The sequence below is a fragment of the Cuneatibacter sp. NSJ-177 genome (assembly GCF_022867805.1).
Lineage (GTDB): Bacteria > Bacillota > Clostridia > Lachnospirales > Lachnospiraceae > Pseudolachnospira.
Genome location: NZ_JALIFO010000001.1, coordinates 274,548 through 299,119, shown reverse-complemented (window position 1 = coordinate 299,119; position 24,572 = coordinate 274,548). Strand labels below are relative to the sequence as shown.

Below are 24,572 nucleotides of genomic sequence, written 5' to 3'. Positions count from 1 at the left end.
CCTCATTTCGTCACAAAGATCATACCAAAATTCATCGGCATTTATTCGAGAAAGACTCGCTTTTATGCAGTCTTTTTCTCTTTTGCTTCCAATTTACCTAAATACCAGGCCGCCACTACCGTCGCCAAAACAACCGGAACCATGAATGCGGCAAAACCCATGCGGTATCCGAACGTAGAAACCATAAAACCGCCGGCTGCGGATGCAATCGCGGAACCAATATCCATTCCCAGATAGTTGGTGGAGTTTCCTGCCGCTTTCCGGTCCTCCGGGACTGTCCGCATAGAAATCGCCATCAAAACCGGGCTGATTCCGTTTTGTCCGAATCCAATCAAAATACCGGCCACACAGAACATAGCCAAATTCTGCGCCAGCGCCAGGGACAGCAAACCAAGTGCAAAGGAAATACCGGCGGGGATCAGAGTAATCTTAGCCCCTTTCTTATCTAAAAGACTTCCCAGGAACGGTCTGGCCACCCATCCGGTAAAGGAAGCAAAGGTGGCGAACAAGCCGATATTGGCAAGGCCCAGCTCCTCCAGGGCGAAAGCTGCCATAAAAACTGTGATCCCGCTCCGAGTACCCTGATAGGCAACATTGATCAGCATCGGCATCACTGCTTCCTTGGCAAACAAGTTGTTCAGTTTGATTCCGCTGAACATGGAGCCGCCTTTTCGCTCCGGCGTCTTCGTCGGGGCCGTCAGGCAGACCAACGCCAGGCCGACCGCAGCCACACCCGTAAAGATCAGGAACATGGTGTGATATCCAAAACGGCTCGCCAGCTCAAAGGCGATCGGCTGAGATATGGCCGAAGCGATCATTTGGGAAACCATAAAGAATCCCAGGGCCGTGCCGTAATCCTCACGGGACACATATTCGCTCAAGGTAACAGCGGTTACGGTGGAAATGAAGGTCCAGGCAATTCCGTGAATAATCTTTGCCGGTACGGCCCAGGCCGTGTTGGTCATGCTTTGGGCGTACATAAAGATCGCCACGGTAAACAAGGCTACGGCAGCCAGGTAGATTTTCTTCTTGTTTCCGCGGTCAACAATGGGGGCGGAGAACGGCCGGATGATAAAAGCCGCCCAGCCCATGACGCTGGAAATCAGACCAATGACTGTCATGTCCAGACCAACCACCTTCCACCCGGCGCTGGTTGTTGCCTGCGTCATGGAATGTGCCACACAGATAATCGTGTAGGCAATGAACAGCATGATGAAATTTCTGTTTGCGATTTCAAAGAACTTGCTCTTTTTGGGTGCCGCTTTCGTTGTCGCTTCACTCATGTTTTTCTTTCCTCCTATTATGTATTGCGATTTGGAATTCCAATGATATAATGTAGCAAATTCTGTGCCAAAAAACAAAAAATCCGTTTTCCCGCGAATAAACGCGAAAAAACGGATTGCTTGTCCCATTAATCATGTATCATTGTCTGTTTCAAGACTGTCGCGAGACACCTGAGACAGCGCCATCTTCCTCTGCATTTGCGGAATCCCCGTCTCTGTCAGCCTTTCAAAAACTTCCGGGCGAGGCAGCAGACAAAGCCGACGATACATAATGGCAGGATTGTGCCATAGGAGGACGAGATAGTGGAAAGAAAACTCTGCACTCCATTGAGTAAGCTCCCCCCATCCGGTAGCAGCGAGCCAAGACCAGCACATAGGCTCAGCGCGCCGAAGCAGAGGAACGCAAAGCCACCGCGCCCGGTGTCATAATAGCGAACCCGCTCGCCGTCCGCCATTTTCCGGCGAGACAAAGTCCAGAAGACGGACAAAATCCCGAACCCAACCAGTACACAGGCCGCTCCCAGATAAACCGCCAGTCCTACGTTTCGCTCCTCCATCAGATTTTTGATGCTGCCCAATTCCCGGTAGCCGGAAAAGAATTCCGCGGCCAGATTGGCCGTCACAAAAATGATAAACAGAGCGGAGCAATAGCGCAGAACTGAGGCAACGATTCTGCCGGCCCGGCTCATCCTGCGGCCGCTCTCACGAACTACAACCTTTCTTGTCTTTTTTACGCTTTTTGACCTACTGGCAGTTTTCCGTGCTGCCGGCGCGGTTTGCCCCCGCCTTACTGAACGGGGGGACGGCTCGTAATCATCGTCCGGATCATCCTCCCACTCCAGCTTTTGTTTGCATTTACTGACAAATCTTTGGAAAGGATTTTGCTTTTCCTCATAATCATCGTCCCAATCCGCTTCTGAACGCCGGGTCCGCCTCCCTTCTAAGTAGGAATCGTACTGGATCCCTTCGCTGTCTTCCCATCCATAGGGCTCTTCCGCTCCGCTCTCGGCATCATATTCTTTTCCCCAACTGGATATGGGTTCCGGATCCTGATCCGATTCCCAGTCTGGTTTCCACTCCCAATTTGGATCAAAATAAGGTTCCGGCTGCTCCTCTCGCTTTTGTCTTGTCTCTCGTTCCATGGCATCCATTCCAATTGCCTCCTATTCATATCCCAAACAAATGCACTACGGCCGGCTGCGCAAGGGCAAGGCCCCTGCCGTCCTGAATCAACGTAATGCCATTCCGGCGATTCCTATATTTCTCAATACGAAGGCCATTGTAGCATGAGCCGTCCTTAAATTTCAACGGGGTTCATAAATCGTAAGAAAATCGTCAAAAAAAATTTTGTCTCCGTGTATAAACAAAAAAACATGGGTGATACTATAATCAGACCAAAGAAAAAGATAAATACTTATCCTCCCCTTTTAGCGTGCGGGGAACCATGAGAAGCGCAGTATTCCGTGGTTCTCCGCATTTTTTTCTAAAATGAAATTTCTGTTTGTCCCTGTTGACCACAATACTTAACAAATGGAAAGATAACCTTCATAAATTTTAATAATACGTCCGATAAATATTGCCGACAAAACGGTTCCGATTCCAATTCCATAAAAATCGGCATGATTTATGAGACAAACAATTGCACTGAGCGCTACAAGAGAGAGATCAAATATATTTTTCACAGTAGAAAAGGGCAGATCAAAAACTTCAGAAATTGTATTGACAATTCCATCGGTCGGAGTTAGAACGAAGTCTGTCTTTACACATAAAAAAACCCCCATTGCAGTAACAAACATGGTAACAATAAAAAAAGCACTGCGATAAAAAAGGGAAATATGAAGTTCAGGTATCCAAAAATCATACACATCTGTTAGGAAACCAAATGCAAAGGACAGAGGGATTTCCAGTATATAAGTTAGCGTTATCTTTCTGGACAACATACACTGTACCAGCACAAAAACCAGATAGCAGATGATGGAAGCCGTACCTAAAGAAATCTGATAAATTTCAGAAATAGCATACATCAGAGAGCTGAAAGCTGCCACTCCTATGGAATAGCGAATATTCAATACTACCGCTATGGCGATCAAGTTTAGCCCTAGTACATAATAAAGAATTCTTTTTGACACACCAGTCACTCTCCCTGTACATGGTTTAAATTCTTCAATCCAAGATCAATTAACGCCTGAAATTGCTTTTTTTCTTCCGAATTCATTCCGTTTAAAAGTGCATTCCCCGTATTCGTACCGTTTTCAAGCATATTATTATAGATCGACTGAGCTTTTTCAGTAAGAAATATCTGCTTGTACCTTTGATTGTTTCTGGAAATAGATACGACCAGAAGCCCTTTTTCTGCCATCCGCTGTACAAGGCCTTGGGCTGTCTGATGAGTAATATGAAAAAAGCTCTTTAAATCAACGATAGATTTTCCTGGATTTTCGGCAAAATAAAGAAGCGTATCTGCCTGGGCCGTTGTTAATCCCAATTCCCGAATGTCAGCGTCACGATTTTTTGTAATAAGATTTGCCAACTCCCGAATTTTCCGGATAAGTAAATATTCTATATCCATTCTTAAATCTCCTTCTTCCCTCAAATATACAGCATGCTGTATATTGTACTCTCATAAGGAGGAATTGTCAATATTTTTGAAGACTATTTTTATCCAAAAGAGGCTGCCGCAATACAAAGCGTTCCATCGGAGTTAGAGATTGCTGAATACCAGCAAACCATCACCCGTTGAAAAGTCTCCTTTTGCAGCAGCCCTATTCTCGAACCACCCGTTATTTCCGTCTACAATTCCACAATAACTGCCCAGTGACCTGCCTTGGGCAAGAACTGATCCAGCAGCTTTTTCGTCTGAAATTTGATATCTCTTACTGTCTTATCTCCTCTGGTGTTTCTTTACCGCATACTTAACCTACTCCATTGCTTCCATGAACGCCTAAAAACAGCGGTTCTGGTCTGTCCTCTACAGACTGGAGCCGCTGCTTTTTCGACGCCTTTTTCTTCATAATGAAATTTTGCTCCGCAGTGTTCAAAGTACGGCATTTACCTCTCCCCTTTTTCATATAACCTGGTTCTCAAAATTTCGATGTAATTATCAAATTCCAGATACGGTTCCTTTTCCCACATGAAGCCGTTTCTCAACAGATCGGACTGATAAAAAAACGGAGCCCTTCAGCTCCGCCCTTTCATTTCCAGCCTATTAAAATCTGTACTCAAGAAATAAATTCTTTGAACAAAACGACGAACAGCAGGCTGGACAGAAATACCGCGATCCAGGTGCAGCCGCCAAGCGCAATGGGCTTCATCCCCTTACTAAACAGATCTTTAAATTTGATCTTAAATCCAACGCCCCCCAAGGCTACCGACACAAAAAATTTATTTCCATGTTTGAAGAAAGCAGCCGCACCCGGAATTTTGTCAAAGATTCCCAACGTATTGATCAAGGCCATGATCAAGAACGCAAGAATAAACCAAGGGAATACGCTCAAAATTGTGCCGCCGATACTGGTCTTCTCTCCCACTTCCGCATTTGCCGCCTTGCGGATCGCCGATACAGTAAAAATGACAGCTAAAAGCAAAATCAAGGTAGTCCGCACCAATTTAACCGTAATTCCCAAGCTGAATTCTCCCACCTCCGGGTGGCGGGCCATATATGTGGCCTGGGACGCCACCACGCTTGACGTGTCGTTGATCGCAGCGCCGGCCAGATACCCAAATTGCTGGGCGTTTAATCCCACCCACTCAGCCAGATAAGGGTAGAGCAGGGCAGCCAGCACATCAAACAGAAAAATCGCCGTCATCGCGTAGGCGATCTCCTCCTCCTTTGCCTTGATAATCGAAGAAAGCGTCGCAATGGCGGAACCACCGCAGATACTGGTCCCTCCGCCGACCAAGGTACAAATATTTGAATTCAGCCGCATTAGTTTCCGGCCGACCAGGAATGCCACGCCAAAAGAGATCCCAATATTAAAAAGCAACATCGGAAGAGCCTTTGTAGCAGACAGGATTGCCATATAGTTCAGCGTCGCTCCGACCAGGACAATGCCCAGATTCAGATACTTCTTTGCCGCAAACGTAGTTCCACCTTTAAATTCCTCATCCAGACTGGGGAGAACGTTCACAAGCAGCATCCCGATAAAAAGGCCGATCATCGGTCCTCCAATGATACTTTGGAGTCCCCCCAGCCAAGTCGAGACAATCCCAATCCCCAAACACAGCGTGATTGCTCCGTACTTACGCAAAGAAAATCTTTTCTTTTTTCTGAAATCCAGAAACCAAGCATATCCGTAGGCAACCACGATACAAGCCAGGATCACCATCCATTTTTCATAATTCATCCCTATTTCCCTCCTCGATCTGTCACAATACTGCTGTCACTGACAAAAATAGCATAGCACCGAATTCGGTATAAATAAAGATGTATTTTCCAAAGTTTTTGATAGGTAAATCCCTATATGTAAAAAAGACAAATAAAAAGAGACGCAATGCTGCTGAATTTTCTCCCAGCTGCCATGGCGCCTCTGATTTTCGTTCACCAATCCATTTTATTTTTTAACGGGAAACGTTTTGTTCTGTTTCCGGCCGGTTCTCACAAACGCATTCATCCGCAAAACAGTTCGCCTCCACCATCTGCAGAATCCGTCCCAGATTTTCCCAGTCCTCCGGGGAGATCCCTGCCGATATTTTGGCGGCAAATTCATCATGAATACCGTCCAATACGGCAAGGAACGCCTGGCCTTCCTCGGTCAGATAGAGCTGATACTGCCGGCGGTTTTCCGGCGCAGTTCTTCGGTAAATATGACCAATCTCCTCCAGACGCCGGGCATCCCGTGCCACGCTGGTTTTATCCAGAGAAAAATAGCAGGCGATTTCTTCTTGGCTCACCCCCGGCTGGCGGCGTATATGAAGCACAATCAGGTGCATCACCCCTACATAGCCGTAAGGGGCAAGCGCGCGCTTCATCTGCTTGACCCGCTGCCGGTTGATACGCAGCAAGCTGGACAAAATCGGATCCGCCATCTCACTCACCTCCTATCGCAGTCGTAAGAGGGGGCTGTCCCTCCTCACATCCCGCCGCCGTCCGCTGAACCATCCGCATCACCCGGCGCATAATCGGAATCGCTAAAACCAAGGAAAGAACATCCGCCACTGCCTGAACGGAAGCCACGCCGGTCGCGCCCCCAATCCAGGCCAAAGGCATGACAATAGGCAGGAAACAACTGCCTTGACGGGAGGTGGAAAGCAGCAGCGCGCCCTTCACATCCCCCAAACCGGCGCAGAACATGTTGACCACCGCCACCCAGCCATGAACCGGAAGCGCCAGACACTGGAGCCGGATACAGAGCGCCCCAATGCTTTGCACGGCCGGATCCGTCTCTGAAAACAAGTGGATGACAGGGTGGGCAAAGACCCCCAGGATTACCCCCATAATAGCTGCCCCGACCAATGCCATCCTGGAAGAGAATCGGTAACTTTCCAAGACCCGGTCGTACCGCTTGGCTCCCCAGTTGAACCCAGCCACCGGCTGGAACCCTGCGCCAAACCCCAGGATAATACCAAAAGGAAACATCATAATCTTATTGGAAATCCCAATCCCCGCCAGCACTGAATCGGAAATATTGCCTGCGATATTGTTCAGCACAATACCGGACACCACCGCCAGGCCAGACCGGAACATGGAAGAAGACCCCACGCTGATGATCTGGTACAGGTTTTCCCGATTCGCCTGAAAACGGGAAAGAGAAATCCGCAGAATACTCCGGTGAGTCAGATAAGGGAAAAACAGGATCGAAAAGCTGACCAACTTGGAAATCGCCGTCGCCATGGAAGCGCCCGCCACGCCCAGGTTCAGCCCAAAAATAAAAATTGGATCCAAAATGCAGTTTAAGATTCCGCCGAATCCCATGCCAATCATGGACAAGACGGCGCTTCCCTCTGCCCGCAGACACTGATTCATGACAAAACTGGCTGCCATAAAAGGCGCCACCAAAACCACATAGGTAGCGTACTGGATGGAATACTGCTCGCATGTATCCGTCGCCCCCAACAGCCGCACCATCGGCTGCATACAAGTCAGCCCCAAAACCATTACCACTGCGCCAAACATGATTGCCAAGAAAAAAGCAGTGGACAGAACCCGGCTGGCCTGCTTCTCTTTCCTGGCCCCCAGCAGACGGGCAATAAAGCTGTTGGCGCCCACCGCCAGCATGGATCCTGCCATCATGATGATTTGATCCAGAGAAGCATTGACACTGACCGCAGCCGTGGCATTGGTGCCCAGGGAACTGACAAAATAAGTATCCGCCAAGTTATAAATCGAAGTAATCAAAAAAGACACGATGGTTGGAACCGCCATCTTTGGAATAATCTTAGAGATAGGCTCTGTCATCATCATGCTTTTTCTTTTTTCCTGTTGGTTTTGGTCTGTGTCCGACATCGGAATGCGCCTCCTCAGTAAAAACTCCAATAGTATCAGATAAAACAGTTGCATATACAACAATCTCATCTGATACTATTGTATCCCTTTTCCCGGATTTGTCAAGCCTATTGACAGACGTCAAAATTCGCTGCATAAAAAGCTGCCAGCAACACTAAGGCTGCTGGCCGGGAAAACTTTATATTTTTTCACTGTCCTCTTGACGGGTAGCGGTTCAAAAGATATTTTCACCGCCCTTTAGAACACTTTTTGGAATTATTTTTCCATTCTTTATTGTGTTTATCCCCTATGTTCTGGGCTGATTCCGCAAACTTCCGCCAAAGTATCCGTACTGATTTTAAGAGCCTTCCGGCGCATCCGGACTCGCCTCCCAATCGCTTTTCTGAGATTCGCATCTTTCGTCATTTTCCTTGGCCTGTCCTTTCCCTCCCCTGATGAGCAGTACCCTACATTTTCTTTCCAGGCCGGTTCACATTCCGTCGGAAATAAGGTATAATGTCATCAGACATGATACCGGCCCGAAGCGGAGCGATCGCATGTCGGAGACATGATACCGGCCTGGAATGAAACGAATACTCAAAGGAGTTCACTTATGGAAGCCTACACTGGATTTGCCGAAGTCTACGATCTGTTTATGAACAATGTCCCCTACCAGGAATGGGCGGACTACCTGTCTTCCCTTTTCCAGAAATATGGCGTACCTTGCGGACTGATGCTGGAGCTGGGCTGCGGAACCGGCACAATGACAGAACGGATGGCAGAAAAAGGCTACGAGATGATCGGGGTCGATAACTCAGAGGATATGCTTTCCGAAGCGCTGGAAAAGAAAATGGAATCCGGGCATGACATCTTATACCTTTGCCAGGATATGCGGGAGTTTGAATTGTACGGTACGGTTGCCGCCGTATACAGTGTCTGTGATTCGCTTAATTATCTGACCGAATACGAAGATCTGGTCCGTGTCTTTGGTCTCGTGAACAATTACCTGGATCCTGAAGGAATTTTTATTTTTGATTTCAATACCCCTTCCGAATATCGTAATCCACTTCGCCAGGCGCCAATCGTAGAAACGCAGGATGGAGATACGATGATCTGGGAAAATTTTTTCGATGAGGAGACCAAACTAAACGAACACCGGCTTACTTTTTTTCTCCAGGAAGAAGAGGAACGTTATACTAAAATTGAGGAAATCCACCGCCAAAAAGCTTGGGAGCCCCGGCAGATTAAAAAGGCCCTCGACGAAGCCGGGCTGACATTCCTAGCCGCCTATGAGGCGTTTACTGAAAAAGAGCCGTTGGAAGACTCCGCCCGCGTTTATTTTATTGCCCGTGAGAAAGGAAAACATACCGAAAGATAGTTTGCTTCACCACCTGTTTGCAAACAATTTTCTTTCATCCGGCCAAGTAGTTCACAACCCTTTGGGAATCGTGTATAATAAGAATTTGGGAACAGGTGAAAAATCCCATATTCCAACTCTGTCTGCCGGAGAATCGGTTTTAGATTTTCTGTGCTTTACGCCTCTGCGGGAATTTCGGATGGCGTGACGATGCTTCGGGCAGACTGTTTCAATAAGGAGAAAAAAATGAACGACTATATGATTCGAGCCATAGCGGCAGACGGCCAGATCCGCGCCTTTGCCGCCACCACAAAAGATCTGGTGGAGGAAGCCAGAAAACGACACGACACAAGCCCTGTCATCACGGCAGCGTTGGGACGCCTTTTGACTGCCGGCGTGATGATGGGCAACATGATGAAGGGGGAAAAGGATACCATCACCCTGAAAGTGGAGGGCAATGGCCCGGTCAAAGCCCTGACTGTCATAGCCGATACCAAGGGAAATGTAAAAGGGTTTGCCCATGTTCCCCAGGTAATCCTCCATGCCAATGAGAAAGGAAAACTGGACGTGGCGGGCGCCATCGGAATCGGCGTGCTCACCGTCATCAAAGATCTGGGGCTGAAAGAACCCTACGTGGGAACCTCCATGCTGACCACCAGTGAAATTGCAGAAGATCTGACCTATTATTTCGCCACTTCCGAACAAGTCCCCTCCTCGGTCGCCCTTGGCGTGCTGATGGAAAAAAACAACACGGTCAAGCAGGCCGGAGGATTTATCCTGCAACTGATGCCGGGAGTGGACGATGAGACAATCACCAAGCTGGAACAGAAAATCAGTTCCCTCACTTCCATTACCTCCATGCTTGACCAAGGCATGACACCGGAACAAATTTTAGAATACGTCATCGGGGATTTTGGTCTGGAAATCCTTAACCGGACGCCGGTTCGCTTTCACTGCAACTGCAGCAAAGAGAAGGTTCGCGGCGCCATTGTCAGTCTAGGACGTGAGGATTTGAAGGAACTGGCGTCGGAGGGGGAAGCCGTGGAGGCCCACTGCGATTTCTGCAACACCAGCTATTGGTTTCAGCCGGAAGAATTAGAAGAGATCCTGGCTCAGAACGAGAAAAAAAAGGAGAATTAACATGATCCGCTACGACCATTTTAACTTTAATGTGCTGGATCTGGACCGGAGCCTGAAATTCTATGAAGAAGCCTTGAATCTCCGCCCGGTTCGCGAGAAAAAAGCCGAAGACGGCTCCTTTATTCTTTCCTATCTAGGGGATGGGGAAACCGGATTTTTGCTGGAACTGACCTGGCTAAAAGATCGGAAAGAACCTTACAATCTGGGTGAGGAAGAATTCCATCTAGCCATGAAGACAGACGAATATGAGACATGGCATAAGAAGCATCAAGAAATGGGATGTATTGCCTTTGAAAATCCAGAGATGGGAATTTATTTTATCACGGATCCGGATGGCTACTGGATTGAAATTGTACCGGTGCGCGACTAAATAGGAATAAGAGTCCCAGGAAGAGCGCCGTTTCTACCCTCGCTGCAAATTTTAAAAACACCCCGGTTCCCATGCCGGGGTTGTTTTGTATGGCCACCGCTCCCTTTACCATCAAACGGGCAGCAAAACGCTTTCGAATTTTCTCAAGTTAATTGCCTTCCGACCTGAAGAATACGGAACATACGGAGCGCGGCGTCCCGATACAGCTCTTCCGCCCGCTCCAAGGCTTCATTTAAAGGCATCGGACCGTCGACGGCCGTCATCATAGAAGTAACGCCATAGCCGTAAAGTTTATCCGCCCCGGCGCCTAGGCCGCCGGACAGCACCAAAACCGGAATTCCCTTCTTTTGACAGCGCAGGCCCACGCCGCTGATTACTTTTCCAAAAGCGGACTGCCAGTCGGTTCTCCCCTCTCCGGTGACGACCACGGACACTCCCTCTAACCGCTCGTCAAAATGGATCAAATCCAGCACGGTTTCAATTCCGGACTTCAACTCAGCTCGAAGGAACAGGAAAAGCGCCGCCCCTAACCCGCCGGCCGCCCCGGTTCCAGGAATCTGATTGACATCTACGCCAAAAGTTCGCTCCAAAACTCTTCGGTAATTTTCCATCCCGGCCTCCAGACGGTTTAGCATATCCGGCGTACCTCCCTTTTGTTTCCCAAAAGTCCGTGTGGCTCCGTCCGGTCCGGTCAAAGGATTTGTCACATCACACATTACGGTGAATTTTGCCTGAAAAATAAGAGGATGGAGGCCGGACCGATCGATCGCGCTTACCCGCTCCAGATCGGCGCCGCATCCTTCCAGCTCATTGCCCAACTGATCCAGGAAACGAACTCCCAGGGCGCGCAGACAGCCCATGCCGCCGTCATTGGTCGCGCTGCCTCCGATCGCAACGACGATTTCCTGGCAGCCGTCTTCCAAAGCGGCAAGTATCAGCTCGCCGGTCCCATACGTGGATGCTTGTATGGGATTTCTCTCCTCCTCTTTCAGCAGGGGAAGTCCGGAAGCCGCCGCCATTTCCAGTACAGCCTTGTTCTCTCCGATCCGTCCGAAATAGGCAGATACCGGATTCCCCAACGGGCCCCTTACCTCGCGCCAGACCCGCTCCCCCTTTAGCGCTGCGATCACCGCATCCGTTGTGCCTTCGCCACCGTCGGCCACCTCCACGCTTTCCCACCGGCATTCCGGAAAAACCTTCCCAGCGGCTTCCCCCAGCAGTTCTGCCGTCCGAGCCGATGAAATGGTTCCCTTAAAAGAATCCGATGCAAATAAAAATTTCATATCTCTCCCCTATTTTTTAGCCACAAACACCGTAGAGACGGCGGTGGCCAGAATCCGCGCTTCATTTTCCCCCTGCCAAAGTTCTGCCGACACATGAGCCACGGTCCGGCCTAAGCCGGACAGCCGGACACGAACATGAACCGGCACCGAAAGTCTCACCGGCCGAATATAGGAAATCTGTAGGTTGACCGTCGGGGAATCCCCGATTCCGGCAAATCCCCGCACTGCCGTGCACATAGCATTATCCATGACCGCTGCGATGATTCCGCCGTGCATACTGCCCGCAGGATTTTTCATCCAGGGTTCGCTGAGATAATCCAGAACAATGATTTTGGAAGCAAAATCCAGCCGGGCGAACCGAGGGTTGAGCCGGGCCACCAATCCTTCGGGGGCCAGTTCAATGGCGTCCTGGATAGCTTCCTTTAAATTGGATTCCAATTCTTCTGCATTTTTTGCGTAAGGATACATGATTTCCCTTCCTGTGCAGCTTTTTTTGAATGCTTTCGCTGCTCCGCTGAGTTCCGTATTTTTTATTGCGCGCCTGCGCCGTTTCATAAAAAGGCGAAATTCTTTCACTCTTTCTTATTTTTTATGATAACCCAATGAAGAAAGAAATGCAAGTCATAGAGCCTTTCTCCCTCATTCCAGGATCCTCTCAGGCGTTCCGCTCCTATCCGAATCACGAATACGATTCAATAATAATTTGAAAGCGAACTATTCGATAAACAACTGCCGTACATCCTTTCTTGATTTTCTATGCTTTTCCCTAAAATCAGAAAACCATGTTAAAAAAACATAGGCTTACCATGTGTTCAGATTTGTGATAAGATAAAAGAAATCATCAACAGGCTGAAAAAAGACAAGAATATGGTATCACATCCATATTGTGAAATTAAGGTATAGGACAGCTATATGAATCTCCGTGATTCTCTAAATGCCATTAATGCACATCGATCTATCTGAATTGATATTACAAGAAGGGAGCAAATAGGATGGAATTACTTGAATTGATGAAACATCGTCACAGTATCCGCAAATATACGGATGAAAGAATCCGTACGGACAATCTGGAAAAAATTCTTCAGGCAGGCATGTTGTCGGCTACCGGAAGAAACAAACGGCCCTGGGAGTTTATTGTAGTCCGTGAGAAATCTATGCTGACGCAGTTGGCAAACTCCAAAACAGCCGGGGCACAAATGCTGTCAAAAGCAGATACCGCTATCGTGGTAATTGCAGACCCGGAAAAGACAGATACATGGATCGAGGATTGCTCCATTGCGATGGCCAATATGCACCTGATGGCGCACAGCCTTGGCATTGGAAGCTGCTGGGTGCAGGGACGGCTTCGTGAAGCAAAGGATGGAAGCTCTGCGGAAGATTATCTGCGTTCGCTTCTCCACTATCCCGAAAAATATAAATTGCTGGCGACACTTTCTTTAGGAATGCCGAACGAGCAAAAAACGCCTGCGGATTTGGAAACACTTCCGGCAGAAAAGATCCATTGGGAACAGTATTAGAGTTAGATCCGTCATGCTGATTATTTGTTTCCACTCGATCAAATATTTTTGCCAAAGCGGAACACAGCTACGTTCAGGCTTCCCAGCCGTTTTTTATGGACCGGCGGAGGAACGAACAGTCATCGATTATACCGTCGTCCGCCGCCAAGATCCCGTCAAAAGTCTGTGTGTATTTTCTCATTCCAAGATAGGGACACTCCCTTGCCGTCCTTTTTTGCCCCTGCGGCGGACTTATTTCCCATCTCGATAGGAACAACAGTAATCCGCCACTTCTTTAATTATCAGTTTATACTTTGAATTGGCAGGCACGACAAAGGAGTCGCCCTCTCCATAGGTGGTATAGCCCTCTTCTCCAGGCAAACAGATATCCATGGATCCGGCCAACACCTCCATCAGCTCTTCGGCCTCGGTGCCAAATTCATACTCTCCCGGCAAGAAAATTCCAAGTGTCTTCCTCTCTCCGTTCTCTGTATAAAGGGTACGGCTAGTAACCTTTCCGTCAAAATAGATGTTTGCCTTTTTGATGATGGTTGCATTTTTAAATTCCATAGAAATCTCCTCCCAAGTTTATTTTGGTTTAAGTATAAGGCAAGATCTTTTATATATCAATATTTTTTCAAAGGTATCCGTCCCTCTTTCGTTTCTATCCTAATTTTCTATCCTGTTTTTATGATTTGCCGTTATCCGCCATATAACTTTTCATATGGTTAGAAATATTTTCTCATCCGCTTTCCCCATCCCGCCTCGCACTAGGCCATATCAACCGCCCTAGCCGATTCTGTCTTTTCAAAATAAAGCTTATTTCTATTGCCTCATAAATTTCCTCTTGCATTTTCTAATTAAATATGCTATATTTCCTTTTGCTTGTATTAGCAAGCGACTCTGGAGAGTCTCCCTTGGGGGAGCGCCGAAGGTGTACGGCAGGATCATCCTGTTAATCTCTCAGGCAAAAGGACAGGGCATATAACAAAACAACAGATTGGTTTTTCCGTCTGTTGAATGCGATGTTCTACTCTTTGGAGGGCTGAAAGTGAAAACGTTCAGCTCTTATTTTTATATTGCAAAAATATAAAACAAAGGAGAAGAAAAACCATGATGGACACAATCTTGAAACTCGTAAACAATGCCAATGATTTTCTTTGGAGCTTTCTGCTCATCCTGATTCTCTGCGGAACCGGCATCTACTACACGATCCGGCTGAAATTCGTCCAAGTCCGTAAATTCAAAGAAGGCTTCCGCCATGTTTTTGGAAGCATCCGGCTGAAAGGAGAAAAAAAAGGGAAAGGGGAAATGACCCCGTTCCAGTCGATCGCCACTGCAATCGCCGCCCAGGTCGGCACCGGAAATCTAGCCGGCGCAGCCACGGCCCTGCTGGGTGGAGGCCCCGGCGCCATTTTCTGGATGTGGCTGTCCGCTTTCTTCGGCATGGCCACCATCTATGCGGAGGCAACACTGGCTCAAAATTATAAGACAACCGACGCTGACGGCCAGGTAACCGGCGGACCGGTTTATTACATAAAAGCGGCCTTTCACGGGAAATTCGGAAAAGTGCTGGCCGCATTGTTTGCTGTATTCATTGTCTTGGCCCTTGGATTCATGGGCAATATGGTTCAGAGCAATTCCATCGGAGCCGCCTTTCAGGAAGTCTTTCAGGCTCGGAATCTCCCGGTTCCTTCCGTTGCGATCGGCCTGCTATTAGCCGCTGTGGCTGCCTTCATCTTTATCGGCGGGACTTCCAGACTGGCTGCAGTCGTGGAAAAAATTGTGCCGGTCATGGCGTTGGTCTATATCATCGGCAGCCTGATCTTGATCTTTATGAATATCACGGCAGTTCCCCACGCAATCCGTATGATCTTCGTCGGAGCTTTCCAGCCGAAAGCAGTGCTGGGCGCAGGAGCCGGTATCGCGGTCAAGGAAGCAATCCGCTTCGGCGTGGCCCGCGGCCTTTTCTCCAATGAAGCCGGCATGGGCTCCACCCCTCACGCACACGCAAGAGCTGCCGCCAAGACCCCCCACGAGCAGGGAATAGCAGCGATGATCAGTGTCTTCATCGACACGTTTATTATCCTGAATCTGACCGTCTTCTCTGTTCTGACCACCGGAGTCCTGGACAGCGGAAAAGACGGCGTCGCCCTGACCCAGGCGGCCTTCACCACTTCCTTCGGAAGTTTCGGCGATATCTTTGTTGCAATCTGCCTGTTGTTTTTTGCCTTTTCCACGATTCTCAGCTGGCACTTTTTCGGTGAAATTAACTTCCGTTATCTGTTTGGAGCCAAGGCCGCCAAGATCTATTCCCTGCTGGTCGTTGTCTTCATCGTCGTCGGCTCCTGCCTGAAAGTGGAACTGGTCTGGTCCCTATCCGACTTTTTCAACGGACTGATGGTCATTCCAAACGCCCTGGCGCTGTTAGCGTTAAGCCCAGTGGTCGTGGGAATCTGTAAAAAGTACGGCGGAAAATCCCGTTAAACACATCGGAAACCAACTGGCTATCCGCGCAATATGGAAAGAATAAATAACCGTATCCAAGTAACAAAAACCAAATAACCGGTTACGAGAATGCGTTAAAATGGTAAAACAAAAACGTGACGGCGAATCACCACTGCCGTCACGTTTCTAAGAGAAACGGCCATTTTTAAGCATTCTCTTTTTCATTCTCCCTCCAATTTGCCAACCACTCTTTCTTTCAATATCACGAGCTTTCCTCCTATCTTTTCCAACCTCGCTCTTCCTACACATGAAGAAAACAATGATTATGGCTGTTCTGGCAGCTGCTCTCGGCTGTCTTCTTCCGTCGGTTTGATCAGCGACAAATCCACCCTTTTTTCGGCAAATTGGCACACTAAAACATCAAATTCATGGACAATTCAATCCAAACTTATCAAATAAACCCATTGATAACATTTCCCTTCAAATTTAGGCTATTTCTTTTTTGTATCTAATTACTGATATCCCATTTCTTCTACGATTTTCACTATTTCATCACGATCTTGTTCTAGACATCTTCCGTAAACTACAGTGTTATCTCTAAATGCCACCATATTATATATACCTCTTATGTTCATTTCAAAAATTTTACCACCTTGCTTTAGCTCTCTTTCATACTTCGCTCTCTCTTTTGATTCAAGATTCTGATTAAAATCATAGGATATCCTATTGTAGACACCATCTGTTGTTTCGCTATCACTATATTCGTAAAACTCAATCTTACTATCCCCCTTTTCTCCTGAAGCTACATACATTAACTTATCTTCGTCAAAAAACCAATAAGATGTTGGCATATCTACAGTATTAAATCCTCTTTGCTCTAATAATTCCCTAGCTTCTAAATGATCCATTAGTTTCTCTGTTAATACATATGATTGCTGCAACCTTTCTCCTGTAATTACCGGCCATATAGCTCTTGCTGCAAATGCCAAAAACAAAAGAACTATGATAGCTTTTAAAACAAGGCCCCTACCCTTACGTTTTTTTGAAAAATCTACATTAACTTTTTCATCATCAGATAAATCTTCCACGCTAAATTCTTCTTGAATCATACTTTCATCTTCTACGTACTCATCAGTTCTAATGCCGTTAGCATCGTTGATTCTCTTTTTAAGAATATATATTTCGTAGTTGTAAAGGTGTTTTTCGTATTGAAATTTTCTAGTTTTGCTTTCTTTATCTGTGAATAGAAAATAATCTCGATAAAATGTTGTTCCACCTGCTTTATATCTACCAGTTCTTATCCTTTTGGTTATCTCTTTGCAACTTACTATATCTGTATACTTGTAGTATTTTTTATTAAAAGGGCCCGTTTGAAAACGAAAACCTTCACGATCTATTTTTACATCGAGATATTTGTATCTAACAAACAGAATAGCTATCGCAAAGATACATGCTATTATCCCCATATATCTTAATATCAGCGGTTCTTGGATAATAGGCAATCTCCCTACAAAAAATTCAAGTATAAATATAATAAATAAAATAACTGTAGCACCTACAATATATGATATACCATAATTCTTACCCGTTATTTCATAGTAATCAAGTTCACCTTCTTCATTGTAGATTTTATTTCTACCATCAACTTGATTTTTAAAAAACTCAATAGCTTGATAGTCATTTGTATAAAAAGGGATTTTTATAGCCTTTCCAGTATCTAGTTTAAATGTGCAATAATATTCTCCACGGCTTGAGCTAATCCACACTCCTCGTATACTTGAAAAACTATAAGTGTTACCTCTACCTAACCTTGTTTGATAATATATTTCATTGTTACCGACTAATACCTTAAATGCAAATGCTCTATATATGGCTATGAGCATTACTACCATTGCTAAAAAGTCTATAAAACCAGCGAATATAAATGCTAAATTGTTAGATTTATATAACCATAGGGTCAATGCTGTTAACGGCACTACAATAACGAAAGACAAAAATATACCTATTTTCCCATTGCCAAGTTTATATATCCATTCTTTATTTTTATATTCATTCATAATTATATTCCTCTCCCCATTTTGACTTACCTACTATGATGTTTCACTCATATCTTTTTGTCTCTTAAATTCAAATCTTGTACTTCAAAATAGAAACTACCGCAACAATCATACAAATTCATATTAGGAACTCATAATTTTACAGGTGTTTATATACCTCATAGGGTTTTAATAAAATTCTATGAAAGCCTTGAAAATAAAGGATTTATCGCAATGTGTCCGCCTTATCCCTTTATATGATTTCACACAAGTTTACTCTTTCCCTGACTGATTATAAGGGCAAATTCAAGGGAAAGAAAATCTGATAACAAGAATAAACATAAATGTGGCAATCGGAGAACTGTGACATATGTACGAATATATTATAACGGAGGATTTTTTAATGGACAAGTATATTTATGATGAACACAACGGCCTTTGGTATGAACTGCAAGGAGATTATTATATACCTTGCCTTACTTTACCAGCCAAAAAAGAAAACAAGCCTATCGGCTTATGGGGACAGCGACATAAACGCTATTTACAGGAATATAAAAGAGCGGTTTACACCACGCTGCTCACAAGCGGCAAGTTGAATCCTTATCTTGCCGATGTCGATAAACAGGCGGAGGGACGCTTTGAAAGACTTGTGGAACAGATGAAGCAGTCACAGGGCATAACAGAACAGTTAAAGTCGGAAAACGCCTTAGAATGGGTACGGAGAATGAATAACATACGGGCGTACGCAAAGGAAACTGTAGAAAAGAAAATTATCTTTGCATAAGTAATCGAGTAGGAGAAATTTCTCTTTACAGAGAAATTTCGACCTCTCACAGAGACCGTTTCAAGTTTTATTTAAACTGAAAAAACTGATATAAGATATATCATTAGTTACATTGGGCAGAGCCGATTTTTAAGGTTCTGCCCTTGCTTTGGGATACTCCCCCGTTTCTGACTTTTCGGAGCCCTAACTCAGGTGTTCCGCCAATATTTTAATTCCCATGCCGATTAGAATCAGTCCTCCAGTCAGCTCCGCCCGGCTCTTGTAACGGGCTCCAAAAGCATTTCCGATCTTGATTCCAAGAGCCGACAGACAAAAAGTCACGCAGCCGATAAAAAGCACAGCAGGCAAGATCTCCACCTGCAAAAAAGCAAAGGTCATGCCTACAGCCAGAGCATCGATGCTGGTCGCAACCGCCAGAGGCAGCATGTCTTTGGCGCAGAAGGAAGGATCTCCTTTCTCCCCCTCTTCTCTGGACTCCCGGATCATATTGATCCCAATCACTCCCAGCAAAATAAAAGCAATCCAGTGGTCTAAATTCTGAATCTGCGTCTCAAATTGAACTCCCAATATGTACCCCAGAAACGGCATGACGGCCTGAAATCCGCCAAAGTAAAGACCAGCCAGCACCGGGCATTTCCAACCAACCGCCGGTACGGACAGTCCTTTGCAGACAGACACCGCAAAGGCATCCATCGACAGCCCTACCGCAATCAAAAACAACGTCATGATACTCATAAAAATCTCCCCTGTTTAGGGTATATGCAGAAGGGAAAAAGAAAAAGACCAATCCGCGCAAATTGCGGAGAAGTCTTCTTTCTATGCTCTTTCGCCGCTGGAATCACCGGCAAAAATCTCAAATTTAACCCGGTCTAAGCTCAGAGACCTTTTCCTTTTAGTTCTTGTTCATCCGGTTTTCTTCTTTACCGCGGATACTGCCCCTTTCGGAACGCATCCACCATCGTGCCGGTCAGACTGAACAACCCCTTCGGCTCCGGCACCTTTTCCCTGGAAAACCAGCACGCCTCGGCCAGTTCACTCTCATCCAACGTGATCTCCGGGCTGCCGTCCAAGTCCGCATAAAAACCCATTAAAAGAGAGTCGGAAAAGGACCAGGGCTGGCTGGTATAATACCGCAGATTTTTCACCTTCAGACCGACTTCCTCCATGACTTCCCGGCGCACGGTGTCTTCAACTGTTTCCCCGATCTCCGTGAATCCGGCAATCAGCGCATAGTTCCCATGGGGCCGTCCGGCATAGCGGGACATCAAAAGACGGTCGCCGTCGGTCACCGCCACAATCACCGCCGGGGAAATCTTCGGATATACAACGCTTCCGCAGGAATCGCAGCAGAACGCACGCTCTTCTTCGCTGGGCCGCATGGGCTTTCCGCACTTCCCGCAGAACTTATGATCGCTAATCCAGCGGTACAGCTGGCTCGCCGTGATACCGGCATAACCCAGCCACTCCGGCTTCCCGTACCGAAACCGATCCACAGGAGCCATCTGGTATCCGGAAAGTTCCGGCATTTTTTCCAAAGGCAGCAGATAATAGGCAGTCTCGTCAATCGCAAACAGATAGATTAAAAATCCACGGCGTTCCGGGCTGCCTTCACAGATCTCTCCCACTGTAGGAAAGGAAATCAGGTCTCCCTCCCGGAGTAAAACCTGATTTCCCTCAAAATACAATACTGCATCGGTATTTACCGGTTCCCGCCGGCTGGCAAACGCGTTGTCATACCGGCGGGGCGCTATTTCCTGAATCATACATTAATCTCCGCTGTCACTCCCAGCAAATCCTCATTTTCCTTTAAAACAGGGCGGATTACCTCCGCCAAGAATTCCTCCGTCTGTTCCTTGGCGCGGCCCGTATAACGGGACGGATCCATGGAAGCCTTTAAATCCTCCAGGCTCAGATTAAACGCCGGATCGGCTGCAATCAGCTCCAGCAGATTATTTTCGCCTCCATTCACCTTTACATTCTTCCCGGCCTCCATAGACAGGGTACGGATACGCTCATGGAGCTCCTGACGGTCTCCTCCGGCCTTCACCGCATCCATCATAATATTCTCAGTGGCCATAAAAGGCAATTCGGACATCAGCCTCTTTTCAATGACCTTCGGATACACGACCAGCCCGTCCACCACGTTCAGATACAAATCCAAAATTCCATCAATGGCTAAGAACGATTCCGGTACGCTCAGACGTTTGTTGGCCGAGTCATCCAGCGTCCGCTCGAACCACTGGGTAGAAGACACCAGCATCGGATTCATCAGCGCAGACATCACATAGTTGGACAGGGACGCGATCCGCTCGCTGCGCATCGGATTCCTTTTATAAGCCATGGCCGAGGAGCCGATCTGGCTCTTCTCAAAAGGCTCTTCAATTTCTTTTAGATGCTGGAGCAGGCGGATATCATTGGAAAATTTATGGGCGCTCTGGGCAATGCCCGCCAGCACTGACAGCACCCGGCTGTCGTTTTTCCGGGAATACGTCTGTCCGGATACCGGATAGCAGCCAGAAAATCCCATCTTCTCCGCAATCTTCTGATCCAGAGCCCGGCACTTGGCATGATCTCCCTCAAAAAGCTCCAAAAAACTGGCCTGGGTGCCGGTGGTTCCCTTGGAGCCGAGCAGGCGCAGGGAATCCTGGACAAAGCACAGATCGTCATAATCCAGCTTCAAATCCATCAGCCAGAGGGTGGCGCGCTTTCCGACCGTGGTCGGCTGTGCCGGCTGGAAGTGGGTGAAACCAAGGGTCGGCATCGCCTTGTATTCCTCGGCAAAGTCCGCCAGCTTCTGCATCACATTGACCAGCTTTTTCTTCACCAGGGCAAGCGCGTCGGCCATCAGAATCATATCCGTGTTGTCGCCGACATAGCAGGACGTGGCGCCCAGATGGATAATGCCCTTGGCTTTCGGACACTGTACTCCGTAGGCGTATACATGGGACATGACGTCGTGGCGGACTTCCTTCTCCCGCGCTTTCGCCACTTCATAATTGATCTCGTCCTTGTGGGCCTTCAGCTCCTCGATCTGCTCCTCGCTGATCGGCAGGCCCAGCTCTTTTTCCGTCTCGGCCAGGGCGATCCAAAGGCGTCTCCAGGTGCGGAACTTCTTGTCCGGGGAGAAAATATACTGCATCTCCTTGCTGGCATAACGCTCCGACAAGGGGCTTTGATATCTGTCCGTCATCCCTTTACTCCAATCCGATTCTCTTAAATACTTCGTGATATGCGCCTTCTACATTGCCAAGGTCTCTGCGGAAACGATCCTTGTCCAGCTTCTCGTGGGTCTTGCTGTCCCAGAACCGGCAGGTATCCGGGGAAATCTCATCCGCGAGGATGATCTCACCGTGGAAACGCCCGAACTCCACCTTAAAATCAATCAAGTCAATTCCGCACTCGGCAAAATACCCTTTCATCACCTCATTGATTTTGAAAGCCAGCTCGGTGATGCGGTCAATCTCTTCCTTGGTGGCAAGGCCCAAAGCCAGGGCATAATAGTCATTGATAAAGGGATCGCCCAGCTCATCGTTTTTGTAGCTGAATTCCAGGGTCGGGCTGAGCAGTTTCCGGCCTTCTTCAATTCCCAGCTTTTTGGAAAAACTGCCGGCGGCCACATTCCGGACGATCACCTCAAGAGGAACGATTTCCACTTTTTTCACAGCGGTCTCCCGTTCGCTCAGCTCTTCCACATAGTGGGTCGGAACGCCGGCTTTCTCCAGGATCTGGAACATATGATTACTCATCCGGTTGTTGATCACGCCTTTTCCGACAATGCTGCCTTTTTTCAGTCCGTTAAAAGCGGTGGCATCATCCTTGTAGTCCACGATTAAAACGTCTTCTGCATCCGTTGTAAAAACTTTTTTTGCCTTTCCTTCATAAAGCTGCTCACATTTGTTCATTTTTATTCTCCTTGGTCCTTTCGGTTTGTTTCCATAAAACCATTTTATTCTTACGCGATTATAATATAGGAAGCGCATAAAATCAAGTAAATTGCACATATTAACGGCAGAAACGCAGATTTTCTTCTGCGGGGAATCCAGGAAAAGGAGAATGCAAAATGAAAGACGAAAAAAAGATTTTTCTATTTCTCGCCTGCTGCCTTCTGGTCGTAGCACTGACCGGCTGCAGCAGAGACGATAAGACCACCACGAACACCGGGACGTCCGCAGCCGTAACCACCGAGGCGGCTACCAGCTCTTCCGTGGAGACTTCTTCCGCTACCGACCAGACGAATGGAAGCGTAGCGACCCCTACCACGGTTCCAGGCGGCAGCGAGAGCAGCAGCGGTGAACTGGGCAGCTTAGCTGACGATGTGAAGGATGGCTTGGAGGATGCTGGAACGGATTTAGGCCTGAGCGCCTCCCCGGAGAACAGTTCCACCAACAAAGCGCAGTAAAGGAAGAAAAAAGATGCCGCCGTCCAAATCGAAAAACGAACGGACGACGGCATTTTTCTTATTTCATAGGAAATTCCTTTTGAATTTCCTATGAAACAAAAAACGCTCCGCTATGGATCGCCATGCGGCGGAAAGGTAGATGGCAGCGTTGCTGCCCCGCCGCAGGCGGAGCATTTCGCTCTGCGAAATGCTTTGTTCCAACTTCCAATTTCTCAGCCAATTCCCCCATAAAAAATCCCCAAAACATATACCGCCAAGGTGATCCCGACGAATACATACTTCGTCAGCGGCTCGAACCACCGTCCCAGAGGCTTTTTTCTGCCAAGCTCCACCTGTGCTCTCGCATACCCCTTCGGGCAGACCCAGTAGAACATAATCGCGGCCAACAGCGCGCCCAGAGGAATGATATAGATCGAAACTACATCCATCCAGACATTCACCGCATCGGCGCTTTCGATAAAAAGTCCGACCAGGGCAGCCACCGCAGCCACACAGAGCACGGCCTTCCGGCGGGACAGATGGAATTCCTTTTGCAGCGCTTCGATCGGAGTCTCAAACAGGTTCATCAAAGAGGTAATCGCTGCAAAGAGCACGGCCAGGAAAAAAATTACCGAGAACAAACTCCCCAGCGGCATTTTTTGGAACACCACCGGCAGGGTAATGAACATCAGAGGCGGCCCTGCCGCCACGTCCAGGCCAAAAGCGAATACAGCCGGAATCACCACGACGCCGGCCAAAAGCGCCGCGCAGGTATCAAAGATCGCCACATTGCGTGCACAGCCAACCACATCTACATCCTTTTTTAAATAACTGCCGTAGACGATAGTCCCGGATCCAGCCAGCGACAGGGAGAAAAAAGCCTGGCCCAAGGCAAATACCCAAGTTCGTACGTCGGCCAGCGCGCTCCAGTCTGGCACGAACAAATAACGGTAGCCATTCCCAGCACCATCCAAGGTAAAAACCCTTACCATCAAAATCAAAAACAGTACAAAAAATGCCGGCATCATCCATTTATTCATCTTCTCGATCCCGCGGGATACGCCGAAGGCCATAATCAAAAAGGTGATCGCCAGCCCCAGCATATGCCAGCCTACGCTCCCGAACCGGGTCGCCAAATTCCCAAAATAGCCTCCCATGTCCGTCACGGAAAGAAGGCTTCCGGTAACGGAGCTGAATAAGTACTTTAAAAACCATCCCACCACCACAGAATAGCCGATAGCTATGCCCAGGGAGCCGATAACCGGAATCATCCCGATCCATTTCCCCCCACGCTTTCCACGCATCCGCATTGCCGCTTCAAAAGCCCCGGACGGGCCAGTTTTCACCGAACGGCCGAAAGCCATCTCCCCCAACACACCGGAAAAGCCCAGCAGCGCGACAAAAATAAAATATGGGATCAGAAACGCTGCTCCTCCAAAAGCGCCAGTACGATACGGAAACATCCAAATATTTCCCATCCCCACCGCAGATCCGATGCAGGCCACAATAAAACCAAATCGGGTCCGAAACTCATCCCTTCGGCTCTCCTCTGTCTTCTTCATTCTCTTCTCCTTTC

Annotated in this window: 23 protein-coding genes and 1 riboswitch; of the genes, 7 read left to right on the top strand and 16 right to left on the bottom strand. The window is 47.6% G+C overall.

Going from position 1 to position 24,572, the window contains the following annotated elements; translation table 11 throughout:
• Positions 1 to 62 precede the first annotated feature (62 nt).
• From MUB23_RS01250 to MUB23_RS01220, 7 genes are all read right to left on the bottom strand, one after another.
• Positions 63 to 1,283, bottom strand: coding sequence for an MFS transporter (locus MUB23_RS01250; RefSeq protein WP_244798374.1), 1,221 nt, complete (start codon positions 1,281 to 1,283; stop codon positions 63 to 65).
• A gap of 218 nt (positions 1,284 to 1,501) precedes the next feature.
• Positions 1,502 to 2,434 carry a hypothetical protein gene (locus MUB23_RS01245; protein WP_244798373.1) on the bottom strand — a complete coding sequence of 311 codons (933 nt, stop codon included), beginning with the start codon at positions 2,432 to 2,434 and terminating at the stop codon, positions 1,502 to 1,504.
• 372 nt (positions 2,435 to 2,806) lie between these two features.
• Positions 2,807 to 3,412, bottom strand: coding sequence for a YczE/YyaS/YitT family protein (locus MUB23_RS01240; protein WP_244798372.1), 606 nt, complete (start codon positions 3,410 to 3,412; stop codon positions 2,807 to 2,809).
• A 5-nt stretch (positions 3,413 to 3,417) separates the two neighbouring features.
• The gene (locus tag MUB23_RS01235) at positions 3,418 to 3,852 is read right to left on the bottom strand and encodes a MarR family winged helix-turn-helix transcriptional regulator (RefSeq protein WP_244798371.1); all 435 of its coding nucleotides are present in this window, start codon (positions 3,850 to 3,852) and stop codon (positions 3,418 to 3,420) included.
• A gap of 649 nt (positions 3,853 to 4,501) precedes the next feature.
• On the bottom strand, positions 4,502 to 5,626 hold the full coding sequence (locus tag MUB23_RS01230; protein ID WP_244798370.1) for a YeiH family protein: 1,125 nt from the start codon (positions 5,624 to 5,626) through the stop codon (positions 4,502 to 4,504).
• 214 nt (positions 5,627 to 5,840) lie between these two features.
• Positions 5,841 to 6,308, bottom strand: coding sequence for a MarR family winged helix-turn-helix transcriptional regulator (locus MUB23_RS01225; protein WP_244798369.1), 468 nt, complete (start codon positions 6,306 to 6,308; stop codon positions 5,841 to 5,843).
• A 1-nt stretch (position 6,309) separates the two neighbouring features.
• Positions 6,310 to 7,725, bottom strand: coding sequence for an MATE family efflux transporter (locus tag MUB23_RS01220; RefSeq protein WP_244798368.1), 1,416 nt, complete (start codon positions 7,723 to 7,725; stop codon positions 6,310 to 6,312).
• A 592-nt stretch (positions 7,726 to 8,317) separates the two neighbouring features.
• Between MUB23_RS01220 and MUB23_RS01215 the strand changes: the two genes are divergently transcribed.
• From MUB23_RS01215 to MUB23_RS01205, 3 genes are all read left to right on the top strand, one after another.
• A complete protein-coding gene (locus tag MUB23_RS01215) occupies positions 8,318 to 9,082 on the top strand; it encodes a class I SAM-dependent DNA methyltransferase (RefSeq protein WP_244798367.1) in 765 nt (254 codons plus the stop codon).
• 225 nt (positions 9,083 to 9,307) lie between these two features.
• Entirely contained in the window at positions 9,308 to 10,201 is an 894-nt protein-coding gene (hslO, locus tag MUB23_RS01210) for an Hsp33 family molecular chaperone HslO (RefSeq protein ID WP_244798366.1), read from the top strand.
• 1 nt (position 10,202) lies between these two features.
• The gene (locus tag MUB23_RS01205) at positions 10,203 to 10,571 is read left to right on the top strand and encodes a VOC family protein (protein WP_244798365.1); all 369 of its coding nucleotides are present in this window, start codon (positions 10,203 to 10,205) and stop codon (positions 10,569 to 10,571) included.
• Positions 10,572 to 10,714: 143 nt separating this feature from the next.
• On the opposite strand, the gene MUB23_RS01200 is transcribed toward MUB23_RS01205, so the two are convergent.
• Entirely contained in the window at positions 10,715 to 11,854 is a 1,140-nt protein-coding gene (locus tag MUB23_RS01200) for a glycerate kinase family protein (RefSeq protein WP_244798364.1), read from the bottom strand.
• Between the two features lie 9 nt (positions 11,855 to 11,863).
• Complete coding sequence (locus MUB23_RS01195; RefSeq protein WP_244798363.1) at positions 11,864 to 12,322, bottom strand: PaaI family thioesterase; 459 nt, start codon at positions 12,320 to 12,322, stop codon at positions 11,864 to 11,866.
• Positions 12,323 to 12,846: 524 nt separating this feature from the next.
• Between MUB23_RS01195 and MUB23_RS01190 the strand changes: the two genes are divergently transcribed.
• Positions 12,847 to 13,371: a nitroreductase family protein gene (locus MUB23_RS01190; protein WP_244798362.1), complete on the top strand. Its 525-nt coding sequence runs from the start codon at positions 12,847 to 12,849 to the stop codon at positions 13,369 to 13,371.
• Positions 13,372 to 13,602: 231 nt separating this feature from the next.
• On the opposite strand, the gene ppnP is transcribed toward MUB23_RS01190, so the two are convergent.
• Entirely contained in the window at positions 13,603 to 13,920 is a 318-nt protein-coding gene (gene ppnP, locus MUB23_RS01185) for a pyrimidine/purine nucleoside phosphorylase (protein ID WP_244798361.1), read from the bottom strand.
• 323 nt (positions 13,921 to 14,243) lie between these two features.
• A riboswitch (glycine riboswitch) is annotated at positions 14,244 to 14,339 on the top strand.
• 127 nt (positions 14,340 to 14,466) lie between these two features.
• Here ppnP and MUB23_RS01180 point away from each other — a divergent pair.
• Positions 14,467 to 15,837 (top strand): alanine/glycine:cation symporter family protein, encoded by a 1,371-nt coding sequence (locus MUB23_RS01180; RefSeq protein WP_244799013.1) that lies wholly within the window; start codon positions 14,467 to 14,469, stop codon positions 15,835 to 15,837.
• Between the two features lie 473 nt (positions 15,838 to 16,310).
• On the opposite strand, the gene MUB23_RS01175 is transcribed toward MUB23_RS01180, so the two are convergent.
• On the bottom strand, positions 16,311 to 17,855 hold the full coding sequence (locus MUB23_RS01175) for a hypothetical protein (RefSeq protein WP_244798360.1): 1,545 nt from the start codon (positions 17,853 to 17,855) through the stop codon (positions 16,311 to 16,313).
• Positions 17,856 to 18,237: 382 nt separating this feature from the next.
• Between MUB23_RS01175 and MUB23_RS01170 the strand changes: the two genes are divergently transcribed.
• Entirely contained in the window at positions 18,238 to 18,618 is a 381-nt protein-coding gene (locus tag MUB23_RS01170) for a TnpV protein (RefSeq protein WP_244798359.1), read from the top strand.
• A gap of 183 nt (positions 18,619 to 18,801) precedes the next feature.
• Here MUB23_RS01170 and MUB23_RS01165 read toward each other — a convergent pair whose 3' ends face one another.
• The 4 genes from MUB23_RS01165 to purC form a co-directional block, all read right to left on the bottom strand.
• A complete protein-coding gene (locus tag MUB23_RS01165) occupies positions 18,802 to 19,353 on the bottom strand; it encodes a manganese efflux pump MntP (RefSeq protein WP_244798358.1) in 552 nt (183 codons plus the stop codon).
• 185 nt (positions 19,354 to 19,538) lie between these two features.
• Positions 19,539 to 20,381: an NAD(+) diphosphatase gene (nudC, locus tag MUB23_RS01160; RefSeq protein WP_244798357.1), complete on the bottom strand. Its 843-nt coding sequence runs from the start codon at positions 20,379 to 20,381 to the stop codon at positions 19,539 to 19,541.
• The gene (gene purB, locus MUB23_RS01155) at positions 20,378 to 21,808 is read right to left on the bottom strand and encodes an adenylosuccinate lyase (RefSeq protein WP_244798356.1); all 1,431 of its coding nucleotides are present in this window, start codon (positions 21,806 to 21,808) and stop codon (positions 20,378 to 20,380) included. The genes nudC and purB overlap by 4 nt, the downstream gene beginning before the upstream one ends.
• A 4-nt stretch (positions 21,809 to 21,812) precedes the next feature.
• A complete protein-coding gene (gene purC / locus MUB23_RS01150; protein WP_244798355.1) occupies positions 21,813 to 22,520 on the bottom strand; it encodes a phosphoribosylaminoimidazolesuccinocarboxamide synthase in 708 nt (235 codons plus the stop codon).
• Positions 22,521 to 22,678: 158 nt separating this feature from the next.
• Here purC and MUB23_RS01145 point away from each other — a divergent pair, with 158 nt between their 5' ends.
• On the top strand, positions 22,679 to 23,017 hold the full coding sequence (locus tag MUB23_RS01145) for a hypothetical protein (protein ID WP_244798354.1): 339 nt from the start codon (positions 22,679 to 22,681) through the stop codon (positions 23,015 to 23,017).
• A 212-nt stretch (positions 23,018 to 23,229) separates the two neighbouring features.
• Here the strand turns inward: MUB23_RS01145 and MUB23_RS01140 are convergent, their stop codons facing one another.
• Positions 23,230 to 24,558, bottom strand: a complete 1,329-nt coding sequence (locus tag MUB23_RS01140) for a sodium-dependent transporter (RefSeq protein WP_244798353.1) — start codon at positions 24,556 to 24,558, stop codon at positions 23,230 to 23,232.
• Between the last annotated feature and the right edge of the window lie 14 nt (positions 24,559 to 24,572).

Bases quoted from the DNA above. Each gene is read 5' to 3' on its own strand.
- MUB23_RS01250 (WP_244798374.1), bottom strand. From the start codon at position 1,283: ATGAGTGAAGCGACAACGAAAGCGGCACCCAAAAAGAGCAAGTTCTTT.
- MUB23_RS01245 (WP_244798373.1), bottom strand. From the start codon at position 2,434: ATGGATGCCATGGAACGAGAGACAAGACAAAAGCGAGAGGAGCAGCCG.
- MUB23_RS01235 (WP_244798371.1), bottom strand. From the start codon at position 3,852: ATGGATATAGAATATTTACTTATCCGGAAAATTCGGGAGTTGGCAAAT.
- MUB23_RS01230 (WP_244798370.1), bottom strand. From the start codon at position 5,626: ATGAATTATGAAAAATGGATGGTGATCCTGGCTTGTATCGTGGTTGCC.
- MUB23_RS01225 (WP_244798369.1), bottom strand. From the start codon at position 6,308: ATGGCGGATCCGATTTTGTCCAGCTTGCTGCGTATCAACCGGCAGCGG.
- MUB23_RS01220 (WP_244798368.1), bottom strand. From the start codon at position 7,725: ATGTCGGACACAGACCAAAACCAACAGGAAAAAAGAAAAAGCATGATG.
- MUB23_RS01215 (WP_244798367.1), top strand. From the start codon at position 8,318: ATGGAAGCCTACACTGGATTTGCCGAAGTCTACGATCTGTTTATGAAC.
- hslO (WP_244798366.1), top strand. From the start codon at position 9,308: ATGAACGACTATATGATTCGAGCCATAGCGGCAGACGGCCAGATCCGC.
- MUB23_RS01205 (WP_244798365.1), top strand. From the start codon at position 10,203: ATGATCCGCTACGACCATTTTAACTTTAATGTGCTGGATCTGGACCGG.
- MUB23_RS01200 (WP_244798364.1), bottom strand. From the start codon at position 11,854: ATGAAATTTTTATTTGCATCGGATTCTTTTAAGGGAACCATTTCATCG.
- MUB23_RS01195 (WP_244798363.1), bottom strand. From the start codon at position 12,322: ATGTATCCTTACGCAAAAAATGCAGAAGAATTGGAATCCAATTTAAAG.
- MUB23_RS01190 (WP_244798362.1), top strand. From the start codon at position 12,847: ATGGAATTACTTGAATTGATGAAACATCGTCACAGTATCCGCAAATAT.
- ppnP (WP_244798361.1), bottom strand. From the start codon at position 13,920: ATGGAATTTAAAAATGCAACCATCATCAAAAAGGCAAACATCTATTTT.
- MUB23_RS01180 (WP_244799013.1), top strand. From the start codon at position 14,467: ATGGACACAATCTTGAAACTCGTAAACAATGCCAATGATTTTCTTTGG.
- MUB23_RS01175 (WP_244798360.1), bottom strand. From the start codon at position 17,855: ATGAATGAATATAAAAATAAAGAATGGATATATAAACTTGGCAATGGG.
- MUB23_RS01170 (WP_244798359.1), top strand. From the start codon at position 18,238: ATGGACAAGTATATTTATGATGAACACAACGGCCTTTGGTATGAACTG.
- MUB23_RS01165 (WP_244798358.1), bottom strand. From the start codon at position 19,353: ATGAGTATCATGACGTTGTTTTTGATTGCGGTAGGGCTGTCGATGGAT.
- nudC (WP_244798357.1), bottom strand. From the start codon at position 20,381: ATGATTCAGGAAATAGCGCCCCGCCGGTATGACAACGCGTTTGCCAGC.
- purB (WP_244798356.1), bottom strand. From the start codon at position 21,808: ATGACGGACAGATATCAAAGCCCCTTGTCGGAGCGTTATGCCAGCAAG.
- purC (WP_244798355.1), bottom strand. From the start codon at position 22,520: ATGAACAAATGTGAGCAGCTTTATGAAGGAAAGGCAAAAAAAGTTTTT.
- MUB23_RS01145 (WP_244798354.1), top strand. From the start codon at position 22,679: ATGAAAGACGAAAAAAAGATTTTTCTATTTCTCGCCTGCTGCCTTCTG.
- MUB23_RS01140 (WP_244798353.1), bottom strand. From the start codon at position 24,558: ATGAAGAAGACAGAGGAGAGCCGAAGGGATGAGTTTCGGACCCGATTT.